The 12,103-nt window shown below is 59.2% G+C and carries 10 protein-coding genes and 1 tRNA gene; 1 reads left to right on the plus strand and 10 read right to left on the minus strand.

What is annotated here, in order from left to right; genetic code table 11:
* The 9 genes from CDO73_RS16330 to CDO73_RS16370 all read right to left on the minus strand — a co-directional run.
* On the minus strand, positions 1–618 hold a 618-nt coding region (locus CDO73_RS16330; protein WP_218821630.1), incomplete at its 3' end, for a hypothetical protein.
* Between the two features lie 31 nt (positions 619–649).
* Positions 650–2,149, minus strand: a complete 1,500-nt coding sequence (locus CDO73_RS16335; protein ID WP_088489602.1) for a collagen-like triple helix repeat-containing protein — start codon at positions 2,147–2,149, stop codon at positions 650–652.
* Positions 2,150–2,462: 313 nt separating this feature from the next.
* The gene (locus CDO73_RS16340; protein ID WP_088489603.1) at positions 2,463–3,092 is read right to left on the minus strand and encodes a 50S ribosomal protein L25; all 630 of its coding nucleotides are present in this window, start codon (positions 3,090–3,092) and stop codon (positions 2,463–2,465) included.
* A 121-nt stretch (positions 3,093–3,213) separates the two neighbouring features.
* On the minus strand, positions 3,214–5,778 hold the full coding sequence (locus tag CDO73_RS16345; RefSeq protein ID WP_088489604.1) for an excinuclease ABC subunit UvrA: 2,565 nt from the start codon (positions 5,776–5,778) through the stop codon (positions 3,214–3,216).
* Positions 5,779–6,020: 242 nt separating this feature from the next.
* The gene (locus tag CDO73_RS16350) at positions 6,021–7,106 is read right to left on the minus strand and encodes a Gfo/Idh/MocA family protein (protein ID WP_088489605.1); all 1,086 of its coding nucleotides are present in this window, start codon (positions 7,104–7,106) and stop codon (positions 6,021–6,023) included.
* Between the two features lie 33 nt (positions 7,107–7,139).
* Entirely contained in the window at positions 7,140–7,931 is a 792-nt protein-coding gene (locus tag CDO73_RS16355; RefSeq protein WP_179218725.1) for a sugar phosphate isomerase/epimerase family protein, read from the minus strand.
* Positions 7,932–8,016: 85 nt separating this feature from the next.
* Positions 8,017–8,955, minus strand: coding sequence for a prenyltransferase/squalene oxidase repeat-containing protein (locus tag CDO73_RS16360; RefSeq protein ID WP_088489607.1), 939 nt, complete (start codon positions 8,953–8,955; stop codon positions 8,017–8,019).
* Positions 8,956–9,130: 175 nt separating this feature from the next.
* Positions 9,131–9,214: transfer RNA gene (locus CDO73_RS16365), tRNA-Leu, on the minus strand.
* An 82-nt stretch (positions 9,215–9,296) separates the two neighbouring features.
* Positions 9,297–9,782 (minus strand): MerR family transcriptional regulator, encoded by a 486-nt coding sequence (locus CDO73_RS16370; protein WP_088489608.1) that lies wholly within the window; start codon positions 9,780–9,782, stop codon positions 9,297–9,299.
* A gap of 169 nt (positions 9,783–9,951) precedes the next feature.
* Between CDO73_RS16370 and CDO73_RS16375 the strand changes: the two genes are divergently transcribed.
* Entirely contained in the window at positions 9,952–10,803 is an 852-nt protein-coding gene (locus CDO73_RS16375) for an aldo/keto reductase (RefSeq protein WP_088489609.1), read from the plus strand.
* Positions 10,804–10,893: 90 nt separating this feature from the next.
* On the opposite strand, the gene CDO73_RS16380 is transcribed toward CDO73_RS16375, so the two are convergent.
* The gene (locus CDO73_RS16380) at positions 10,894–12,003 is read right to left on the minus strand and encodes a GntR family transcriptional regulator (RefSeq protein ID WP_088489610.1); all 1,110 of its coding nucleotides are present in this window, start codon (positions 12,001–12,003) and stop codon (positions 10,894–10,896) included.
* Between the last annotated feature and the right edge of the window lie 100 nt (positions 12,004–12,103).

The following is a 12,103-nucleotide window of genomic DNA, read 5'->3' on the forward strand; positions in this document are numbered from 1 at the left end:
GTTCGTCGTCGAATCGTGGTTCTCCAATACGCCGACGTGCACGTTATCGCCCACAACACCGTCCAGATCGACCGTCGCTACCGCGTCGGAGTCGCTCGTACCGGAGTTCGTCGTCGAATCGTTGTTTTCCAGTACGCCGACATGCACGTTATCGCCTACGACGCCGTCCAGATCGACCGTCGCTACCGCGTCGGAATTGCTCGTACCGGAGTTCGTCGTCGAATCGTTGTTTTCCAGTACGCCGACATGCACGTTATCGCCGACCACGCCGTCCAGATTGACCGTCGCTACTGCATCGGAATTGCTCGTACCGGAGTTCGTCGTCGAATCGTTGTTTTCCAGTACGCCTACTTGCACGTTATCGCCCAGCACTCCGTCAAGATTCACGTTTGCCAATGCCGCCTGATCGCCCGATGCGGAAGACTCGCTGTTCAATACGTCGACCTGTGCGCTGCCGCCGAGCAGCTCGTTCGCGTTCAGGCTGATCAGAGAACGGTTCTCGGTCTGCTGCCCGCCGCTTGTCGACGCGACTTCCGCCGCCGAAACGGCTCCTTGCGTCCATACGAGCGCGGCTGCCGTAAATCCTGTCGCTACCAGTGCTTTTACCGTCTTTTTCATTTGTTATCGCTCCCTTTTTGTTTTTTGATTTTTAGGTCAAAAAGGGAGCTTGTTTCGGAGGCGAAAAAGGCGGAGCGTTGATCCATTGGCTGCCTTCCCGATCGGAACCGTGCTTCAACCGGTAAACCGGCGCTGCCGCCGTCGGAGAATATCCGGCGTACAACTGCGCGATCGGCAGCGGCGATCCGCCGCCGAAGCCCGATCCGCCCTGCGACGATGATCCGGGCGCGGCCCGGGTCGGCGCGTTTTCGGTCAGAACGCCTGCGACCGCGGGCGCGAAAGGCTGACGTCCTTCGCGAGGCGCAAGCGGCGGAAGTGCCTGCTCCGGCTGCGTGCCGCCTTGAATCCTATCATCGCCGGGCGCAATATCGCGCTGCGCGGAGTCGATCGGGTCGCCGAGCGCGATCGGACCGAATACGAGCGATTCGCGATCGTTCGCGTCCGGCGAATCCGTCGGCGTGCCCGGCCCGGAGGCCTCGATCGCGGCCGCAAGGTCCGCGTCGGTTGCGGTGTCTTCTTCATTCAGACCGTTCAGCTCAACCGTCGCGATCGAAACGTTCTGCGCCGATTCGGTTCGTGCGGCTTCGGCAGGTACGCGTTCTTCCTCCGGCAGAGCCGGAATCGCGCTTTCGGTTCGTCGGCTGACGGAATCCTGCCCGGAAATCCCCGAAAAAGCATCTGCATTCCGCTGTTCGTCCGGCGAAACGTCAGACCCGCCCGGGCTCGCGGAACCGGAAGCGGAATCTCCGCCGCCTGCCGCCGCGTTTCCGTCGCCGGGATTTGCCGGATTCGTTTCCGGAGCCGAAGGAACCGGTTTGATCGGCGTCGTCGGAACGACTGGCGTTCCTCCTCCGCCCGGTTTCGGGATCGCAGGGACGGTTTCTTCGACCGTTTCGCCGACGGCTTCCGTCGTTTCCTGCACGGCTTTGACCGTTTCTTTGACGACGTTACCGACCGCTTTGCCTGCTCCTTCGACGATTGCGCCTGCTCCGTTTACGGTTCCGCCCGCCTGCTGCGCCGCGCTGCGGACGGTCTGCTCGGCGGCGTTTACCGCCTGCGCCGTTTCTTGAATCAATGTGCCTACAGGATCGGCAGCCTTGCCGTTTAATGCTCCTGTCGCTTGAGGAAGCGTTTGCAAAGGAATCTCGACCGCTTCGTTCGCGATCACCGTTCCGCCTTGCACCGTTTGCTTCGCCGTATCGACGACTTGACCGATCGTGTCCGCCGTCGGCGTCGTTACGGGTTCGAGCAGCCCGCCGGCCGCTTGTCCCGCCGTGTCCATCGTTTCCTGCACGATTTGCTGCGTCTGATTTAAGGTTCCGTTTACCGTTTGCTCCAGCGCGCCGGTCGCGCCGTTTACCGTCTGATTGACTGAATCGGATACGCCGCCTACCGTTTGGTCGACGGCATCAACCGCTCCTTTAAGCACATTGTCCAGCAGCGCAGGTCGGGAAGAAGCTTGCAGGTCCTGAGTCTGGAAGCCCAACAGCCATAGGGCAGAAGCCGCTGTCGCGATCATCCATTTCTTCATTCGTTCACCTCCTTTCCGATAAAAATCTGGCTGGTTCAGACATGAATTCCGCTCCTTTTTAAGAAGTGTCGGAATTATGTCTACTCCCTTTTAACCGCCTATTTTTTTGCTCGAAACGGAAAATTGCTAATAAATAGAAAAGACCCGACGTATGAAAATTGCAAAATCGCCTGCTGCAAGGTTTTTCGTTTTTAAAATTTTTTGGATATTTGCTCTTTTTGCGCGCGAAAAAGCCGCCTCCGCGAAGGAGACGGCTTTGTTCGATGAAACCGGGCGAGATATACGAAGGTTCGCGATCCGTTTTCCGGGCCGCTTATTCTTCCGATGCCGCTTCGTCGCCTACGCGCTCCGGAGCGACTTCCGGCTCGTCGGACGATGCCGGTTCGAGATCTTCCGCCTGAACCTGCGGAACGACCACGGACGCGAGCACTTCTTCTTCGGAAGACAGCAGACGCACTTTGTCGGACAGTTTGATATCCGCGGCCGTCAGCTTGTCGCCGATCTCCAACGCCGTAACGTCGATCTCGAGCGTATGCGGCAGATCGTCCGGCAGCGCTTCGACTTCAAGCTCGGTCGCTTGAACTTGGAAGATGCCGCCTTCTTTCGATCCTTTCGCTTCGCCTTGATAATCGACCGGGATCGTAGCGCGCACCGGCGTATTTTTGTCGATCTTCAGGAAATCCGCGTGAATGATTCTTCCGTTCAGCCGTTGAACGTCTTTGATCATGACCTGCGTCGAAGAACCGTCTTTGATCTTCAAAGAGAAGATGTCGGCTCCGCCTCTTTGGACGTGACGCTGCAGCTCTTTGGCATCGACGTGAACCGCTTCGCTTTCGGATTTCTTGCCGTACACGACGGCAGGAACGCGTCCGCTTTCGCGAAGAACCTTCATATCGGAACGTTTAAAACCGCTTCTTTTCTCAGCTTCAAGTGCTTTACTCATGACTAATCGACCTCCTCGGAATTAGAAAAATTCTTAGGGAAAACAGGCTAAGGTTCCGGCATGCGCCGGGGCCTGCTTCCGTCTTCACCTTATTGTATTACCCCGAGTCCGCTAACTTGTATCATCCGCTTCCGGCAGACCCGGCTCGTCCGCTCTCCGGGATATGACGGGCGAGATAAGGCGCGCTTCGGCTGTCCGCGCTGCGCGAGACTTCTTCCGGCGTTCCTTCCGCCGCGATGCGGCCGCCTTCTCCCGCGGCGCCCGGTCCCATATCGATCACCCGATCCGCTTGAGCGGCGATACGCATATCGTGTTCGACCATCACGACCGTATGGCCGCTTTTCGTCAGCGCGTCGAGGTGCCGCAGCAGCCGGTCCGCGTCGATCGGATGCAGGCCGTTCGTCGGTTCGTCCAGCATATAGAGCGTTTGTCCGCGACGGGCGCGCTGCAGCTCCGACGCCAGCTTGATCCGCTGCGATTCGCCGCCGGACAGCTCGGTGGCGGGCTGCCCGAGCTTCAAATAACCGAGGCCGAGATCCAGCAGCACCGACAGCGTGCGGGCGATTGCAGGCTGTTCCCGGAAAAAGTCCGCGGCTTCTTCCACGTTCAGCGCCAGCACGTCGGCGATCGACAAGCCGTCCAGCTTCACTTCCAGCGTCTCGGCGTTGTAGCGCGAACCGCCGCATTCGGCGCAAGGGACGTACAGGCTGGACAGAAACATCAGCTCGACCTGCACGAATCCTTGCCCTTCGCACACCGGACAGCGTCCGCCCGCGACGTTGAACGAAAAACGCCCCGCTTTGTATCCGCGTTCTCGCGACAGCGGCGCTTCGGCGTACAGCCGGCGCACATGATCGAACATGCCCGTGTACGTCGCCAGATTCGAGCGCGGCGTTCGTCCGATCGGCTTCTGATCGATCCGGACGATGCGGCTCAGCTTATCCGCGTCGCCTCCGACTTCGCCGTAGACGACGCGGGGGTCGTCCGCTTCGTTTGCCTCGTCCGCCGATTCTTCCGGCAGACGGCCTAATCTCGGAGCCAGCAGCTCCGGCAGCGCATGCGAGACGAGGCTGGATTTGCCCGAACCCGACACGCCCGTAACGGCGGTCAGACAGCCCAGCGGCAAAGAAACGTCGAGTCCGTTCAAGTTGTTGAATGTTACGCCGGTCAGCTTCAGCCAGCCTTCCGGTTCCCGCCGTTCGCGCAGCCGGACCGGAGCTTCGTCGAACAGATAATGCCGCGTCGCCGAATCCGGGACGTCGGCCAAGCCCTCCGGCGGGCCGCTGTACAAGATCCGTCCGCCGCGTTCGCCCGCTTCGGGACCGATATCGACCAGCCATTCGGCCTGCCGCATCACGTCGACGTTATGCTCGACCACGAACACGGAGTTCCCGGCGTCCCGCAGGGCCGCCAGCGATTCGATCAGCGCTTCGCCGTCCGCGGGATGCAGTCCGGCCGACGGCTCGTCCAGCACGTACACGACGCCGAACAGTTTGGAGATCAACTGCGTCGCCAAACGAAGCCGCTGCAGCTCGCCCGACGACAGCGTCGGCGCGGAGCGGTCGAGCGACAGATGGCCGATGCCGATCGCGGTCAGCCGCTCCAACCTTCCCGTCACGTCGCCGACCAAACGGCGCGCGACGGGCACCTTCGCGCCGCTGCCCGCCCGGCCGCGTTCCTCGGCAAGCCCGACGGCTTCTTCCAGCGTCCGGCGAAGCCGAACGACCGGCATGCGCATCAGCTCCGCGATATCGTATCCGCCGAACGTCACCGACAGCGCTTCGGGCTTCAGCCGTTTACCCCGGCATAGCGGACAGGGGCCGACGACCAGATACGGCTCCAGCTTTTTCCGGCGCGCGGCGTCTTCGGCGGACGCGTACGACTGAAGAAGCTGCATGCGCGCGCCCATATAATTGCCCATGTAATCGGGCCGACGGCCGGCTTCGGCCGCTTCCCGAATTTCTTCATGACTCAGCCCCGGATAGACCGGAACGGAAGGACGCTCTTCGGTAAACAGGATCCAATCGCGATCCTTTTTCGACAGCTCCGACCACGGCACGTCGACGTCGTAGCCGAGCGAGATGAGAATATCGCGCAGGTTCTGGCCGTGCCAGGCACCCGGCCAAGACGCGATCGCTTTCTGCCGGATCGTCAGATTCGGATCGGGCACCATCGAAGCTTCGGTCGCTTCGTAGATCCGGCCGAGTCCTTGACATTCCGGGCAGGCGCCCTGCGGCGTGTTCGGCGAAAAATCTTCTGCGTACAGGATGTCTTGTCCTTCCGGATAATCTCCGGCGCGGGCGTACAGCATGCGAAGCACGTTGGATACGGTCGTCAAGCTGCCCACGGTGGATCGTTCCTGAGGCACGCCGCGCTGCTGTTGAAGCCCGACCGCGGGCGGCAGTCCTTCGATGCTCTCCACCTGCGGCGTGCCCGCCTGCTGAATCAGCCGCCGCGCGTAAGGCGCGACGGATTCCAGATAGCGGCGCTGCGATTCGGCGTACAGCGTGCCGAACGCGAGCGAAGATTTGCCCGATCCGGATACGCCGGTAAATACGACGAGCGCGTCTCTCGGAATATCGACGTCCGCTTGCTTAAGATTATGTTCGTTCGCGCCGCGTACCCGGATCATGCCGTCGTCTTCGCGTCCTTTTCCGGAACGCTCGGATTCGGGGCGTGCAGTCATGGAAATCTCCTCCTTCGCGGCTTGCGTTTTTCTTCGGGATCGGCGGCCGATCCCGTCCTGATACGTTTACCGCATTCGAAGAACATCCAATCAATTCATTCGAACAGCCGCTTCGAACTCGGTCGCCGGCCAAGAAGTCCGCGCCAAAAAGCGCGACCCTCAACGGGTCGCGCTCTGTTCGCAAAAATAACGGTTGGACGCGAAAACGATCCATGCGGCTCCGCACTCCTTCTCCGCGGAAATTAACGAACGCCTGCCGGAGACGCCGCCGATGCCAGCATCACCGGAGCACCAGAAGCCGCGCTCTCATAGAAAGCATCGACGATCTCGGCAAAATACACTCCGTCTTCCGCCGGAGCGATCAGCGCTTGTTCCGTATCCCGCACGCCGTCCGCGAAATGGCGGAATTCGTTCGCGAAGCGCAGATTGGGATTCAGCTTCAGCTTGGGCGTCAGGTCCAGACAGACCCCTTCGTGTTCGCCGAACAGCTTCAGCGTTCCGTTGACGAGACTCGCTCCGCCTTTCGTGCCCAGCAACTCGACGTAGAACCGGTCTTCTTCGATGTTGGAGGCCCAACTGAAATCCAATGCCAAGCTTGCGCCGCCTTGAATGCCCAGATAACCGTCGGCCGCGTCTTCCACGTCGAACAAACCGCCTTCGATGCCCGTATATCCGTTCCGGTTGCGGGTCGTCGTATGCACGAAATTCTGATGGATGCGTCCTGCCGCGTAGGTCACTTTCGGCCGACCCATCAGATACAGCGCCAGATCGAGATAATGCGCGCCGAGATCGATCAATACGCCGCCGCCCGCGCGCGATTTGTCCGTAAACCAAGTGCCGCGTCCGGGAATGCCCGCGCGGCGCACCCAACCGGCTTTCGCGCTGTAAATATGGCCGAGACGACCGTCGTCGATCCATTTTTTCAAATAAACGGCTTCGTTCGTGAACCGGTTGTTCAGTCCGATCATCACCCGTTTGCCCGAACGTTCCTGCGCCGCGAGAATTCGCCGCGCTTCGTCCGCATTGAGGCTGAGCGGCTTCTCGCAGTGCACGTTGACGCCTTGCGCCAGCGCGTATTCCGTAATCTCGGCGTGCAAGAAATTCGGCGTCACCACGCTGACGATATCCGGCCGTTCCCGTTCGATCATGTCTTTGTAATCGCTGTAGACGCGCTCCACCTGATGACGGGCCGCCATGGCCGACGCTTTGCCGACGTCCACGTCACAGATCGCGACCACGTCGACGTCGGGCAGGGCTTTATAACCGTGAATATGCTTTTTCTCCGCATTGCCGCCCGCGCCGATCAGCGCATATTTCAACTTTTCCATTCGCAGGTCCTCCTCATGATGTCCTTTTCCTTTTTATCGTTCGAGAAGCAGGCTTCGGAAATAGTTCGCCGAATAATCGATGCCAGCAGCCGCGAGTTCGTCCGGCAGCGCCGATTTGCGCGGTTCGATGCTGAGCCCCGCGTCGTATCCTCTGCTGCGCAGCACGGCGATAAACGACGGCCAATCCGTCTGGTCCATGCCCGCCGGCGGTTCGTCCACTTTGACGCCGCCCACGATCAGCGACCCTTTCAGATGCACATGATAGAAACGATGTCCCCAATCGAGCGCTTCCTGCATATAATCCCCGCCGAAGAAACGCGCATGCGACGGATCGAATTTGATGCCCAGCTCCGGCAGATGGCCGTGGACGATTTTCCATACTTCCGGCGTGTTCACGAAGTTGACTTTGCGGCAGTTGTAGGTCGAGACTTTGACCCCTTTGCCGTTCGCGTATCGGAGCAGCTTCTCGAAGAACCGAATCGCCGACGTGCAGTTATCGTAAAAAGACAATCCGTCGACGTAGTTGCAGCCGGCCACGAAGCTCGGGCAGCCGAGCTCCGCGCAGGCGTCGATCAGCTTGAAGCAGCGTTCCGACTCTTCCGGAAGGATCGCGCCGTTCGCGTCGATCCGCTCCGATTTCCAGCGTCCGATCGAACCGATTCCGATGCCGTACTGCTGCTTCCAAACGGTGATTCGACCAAGCTGCGCGCGGAAAGCATCCACATCGTCTCCTTCATTGACGCAGAACTCGAGAAAACTCAATCTTCTGCGCTGCGCCTGAATAAAACTTTCTTCTTCCACAGCCCCGATCATCCCCAATTTCATGCTTGCATCCCCTTTTTGCTCCGGTTTGTTTATCTTTACCCTATCAAAAAACGGATTCCCAAGGGAATCCGTTTTCGCGACACTTTTAAGCTTTTTGTCGGATCCGTTCAAGAGCATGCTCCCGATCCGGGAAAAACCACTTCAACACCCGCAAAGCGCGAAGCGTATTCCATCGGCTCGCTCCGTCCGACGGACGTTCCATCTCGAAAGGAATACGATCGGGGCGCGGACGGTCCAGCGGCCAACGTCCGTCCGCGTCTTGTCGGGCAAGCACCCGATCGACGGCTTCGCTCATGCGTTCGTCGGGCGCGGCTCCGGATTCCCGGAAATATTCAAGGCCGCGCAAAATATCGTAATGATAAGAAGGCGGGAAAAACAAACGCGTCCAATTCGGCTCGATCACCCGGCCGGAAGAAAGCGAGCGCAGCAGTCCGCGTTCCAGCAGGTATTCTTCTCCCCGTCTGCGCGCTTCGGTTACCGCAGGATCGGGTCCTTTCGCCTTCTCGTACGCCGATAATCCTTCCAATACGCAGATCGTGCTGTGAAACGAAGAACGGACGCTCGGCGGCGCTTCGCAGTTCCATCCGCCGTCGGCAAGCTGACCGTCGAGCAGAAACTCCGCCAACCGACCGCTGGCTTTTCCGTAATACGCGCCGGCCGCCAGTATCCTCCCGTTGATGCAAGCCTCGACTTCTCCGTCGAAAAACGCCCGACCTTCGTGTTCTTCCCAAAAGAGTCGATCGCTCACCGAATCCACGGCTTTAACGGCGGCTTCGCTCCGAGGATCAAGTCCCAAATCTTTCAGCAGAACCAGCGCGAACAAGGTATTCTGAAGCGGCCAAGCGTCCTCGCTTTTCCACCAGCAGCCTTCTTCCTCCTGCATGGCAAGCAGCGCGGCTCCCCAGCCTTCCGTCGCGATTCGCGAACGCGCGGACGCGACTTCCTTTTCCGGTTCGTCCAACAGATCGCGCATCGCCTGCCAACGGATCGAAGGGTCCGAATCCAACAGCCATTCTATCGTCATAGGATAACCTCCCGAATAGAAAACGGATTTTGTCGCTCGATTCCGGCTTATGCCTATACGAACTATAACCCCTGTCTCTGCATGGCCGCAACGCGGAAAAAGACGTTGTCGCGAAAAACAAAAAACTCCCGAATCGCCATAAAGACGAATACGAGAGTTGATTGCGTAACCATTATGCGGTCGAGAGGACTCGAACCTCCACGGGGGTTAGCCCACACGGACCTGAACCGTGCGCGTCTGCCAATTCCGCCACGACCGCTTATTGTGATGCCGAGCAATTTGCCCTGCCCGAATAATATAACACGGTTAGCAGGCCGGATGCAAGCCATTCGGCAAAAAAATCACGATTTTATTTTCTCGCGCTCCGAAGCGGGCGTTTTTTCGGATGCCGGAGCAGGCGCATAAAATACGTCGCCGTGAAACTTGCGCAGCCGCTCCCAACTGCCGGGATTGGTCGTATCGACGCTCCGCTGCTCCAGAACGGCTTGATACAGCGCCGTTTTCTCCTCCAGATGCGCGATCCGTCGTTTGGCTTCTTCCAATTCGGCGATCGCGTGCTCTTTCAATTCCTGCATGATCGCGGCGCGCCGAAAGACGGTCGAATCGCCTTCCAGGCACAGATCGACATACGTCTTCATCGTTTCGATGGACATCCCGGATTGCTTAAGGCAGCGCACTCCGTACAGCCAATCGATCGATTCGTCGTCGAACAGCCGAATATTATGCTCGTCTCTTCGCACGCTCGGAATCAAGCCTTTATCGGTATAAAAACGAACGGCGTGCTCGGTAAGTCCCGTCAACCGCGCGGCTTCTTTTACAGTGTGCACAGCTAATTTCCCCTTTCAGAAAAAAGATCCGGAAAAACGCTTGCCTTCGTGTAACACGAAGGCTTTACGCTGATTGTACGACGGATCGGACGCGTCCGAAAGCTTTTCTTCCGAAAAGCCGCACGGCGCGCCCGCCGCCTTCACCTTTCAACTCTCAGGAGGAATGACCATGCAAACCGTAACGTTGAACAACGGCGTCCGGATGCCGATCCTCGGCTTCGGCGTCTACCAGATCCCCGACGCGGAAGAGTGCGAAAATGCCGTATACGAAGCGCTCAAGACCGGTTATCGGCTGATCGATACCGCCGCCGGCTACCTGAACGAAGAAGCGGTCGGCCGCGCGATCCGGCGCAGCGGCGTGCCGCGCGAAGAATTGTTCGTCACGACCAAACTTTGGGTGCAGGATGCCGGTTACGAGAGCGCCAAAACCGCGTTCGACAAATCGCTGCGCAAACTAGGACTCGATTACCTCGACCTGTATCTCATCCATCAGCCGTTCGGCGATTATTACGGCGCGTGGCGCGCGATGGAAGAACGGTATCGCGAAGGCAAGATCCGCGCGATCGGCGTCAGCAATTTCCTGCCCGACCGTCTGATGGATCTGATCGTGCACAACGAGATCGTTCCGGCCGTCAACCAGATCGAGACGCACCCGTTCTTCCGACAAACGGACAGCGCCGCTTTTATGAAGGAGCAAGGCGTGCAGCATCAATCGTGGGCGCCGTTCGCGGAAGGACGCTTCGATCTGTTCGGCAGCGAGACGCTGGCTTCGATCGCGAGCGCGCACGGCAAATCCGTCGCTCAAGTCGTGCTTCGCTGGCTGACGCAGCAGGATATCGTCGCGATTCCGAAGTCCGTGCGTCCGCAGCGGATCGCCGAGAACTTCGACATCTTCGATTTCGAATTAAGCGAAGACGAGATGCGGAAGATCGCTTCGCTCGACAAAGGCCAAACGGCCTTCATGTCTCATCTCGATCCGGTCTTCGTCAAGATGCTGGGCACGCTGAAAGTCGAACTGTAATCACGGTTTCCGCCGAACGTAATAAAGCCCCTTTCGCTGATCGAAAGGGGCTTTGCGGCGTCCTCAGACGGCCGGATTCTTGGCAGGCGTTCATTCGCGCGCGCTCGGCGCGGCTGCCGAACTGCGTTCGATCCATTCGGGCACGTACAAGACGTCGCCGTCAGGCGGCGAGCCGCCTGCCGATCCGCCTTCGATCATCGCGATCAAGCGGCGGGCCGCTTCCCGGCCCATCTCTTCTTTCGGGTGGGTCAGCGTGGTCAGCGGCACGCCGGAAGCGAGCGCGAGCGCCGAATCGTCGAAGCCGACCACCGACAGGTCGCCCGGCACGGACAATCCCAGCTCGCGCGCCGCGTTGATCAGCGGCACGGCCAGTTCGTCGTTGTAAGCGACGAACGCCGTCGGCCGATTCGGCGACGCCAGCAGTTCGCGCGCCCGCAATACGGGCAGTTCGCTTTTTTGCGCCGTCGCGTACGTCACGACATGTTCCGGCGCGAGCGGCATGCGCGCTTCGCGATGCGCGTGCATGAATCCGCGCAGGCGGTTGACGCCTTGAAGATCGTCCGTTTTGAAGAATCCCGCGATCCGGCGATGTCCCCGCTCGACCAGACGGCGAACGGCGGTCAAGCCGCCAAGCTCGTCGTCGACTTTGAGACACGGGACTTCGAGTTCGCGGTAACGTTCGTTGATCATCAGAAACGGCAGATTCCGGGACTGCATCGACAGGTAGAACGGCAGGTTGGGATTGCCTTCCGCGCTCTTCGTCGGTTCGATAATCAGCCCGCTGAGCGGCTCGCTCAACATCAGGCGCAGACATTCCATTTCTTTCTCTTTGTCGTTGTCCGTGCTTGCGAGCAGCAACCGGTATCCCCGGCTGCGCAGTTCCGCTTCCGCTCCGCGGACGATATGCGGGAAAATATAATCCGAGATATACGTCGTGACGATGCCGATCGTTTTCGGTTGAACGGTTTCTTCCCGAAGATTCAGGCTGCGGACGAACGTGCCTTTGCCTTGAACCCGCTCCAGCAGCCCCTGACGCTCCAATTCGGAGAACGCTTGACGCACGGTCTGCCGACTGAGCGAGAAACGCTCCGCGATCTCGTTCTCCGAGGGCACCTGACTGCCCGGCGATAATCGGCCGCTCTCGATCCAACCGAGCAGCTCGTTTTTGAGTACCATATACTTAGGAAGCCGCTTGTTCATCGCCGTTCCCCTTTCTTCGTTTCGGTAGAGCTTGTCTGTTTTCTTTATCATGAATCCCCTTACATCTCATTTGTACGTACAAGCATACTAAAGGGATCGA

Source organism: Saccharibacillus sp. O23 (assembly GCF_002205895.1).
Taxonomy (GTDB): Bacteria; Bacillota; Bacilli; order Paenibacillales; family Paenibacillaceae; genus Saccharibacillus.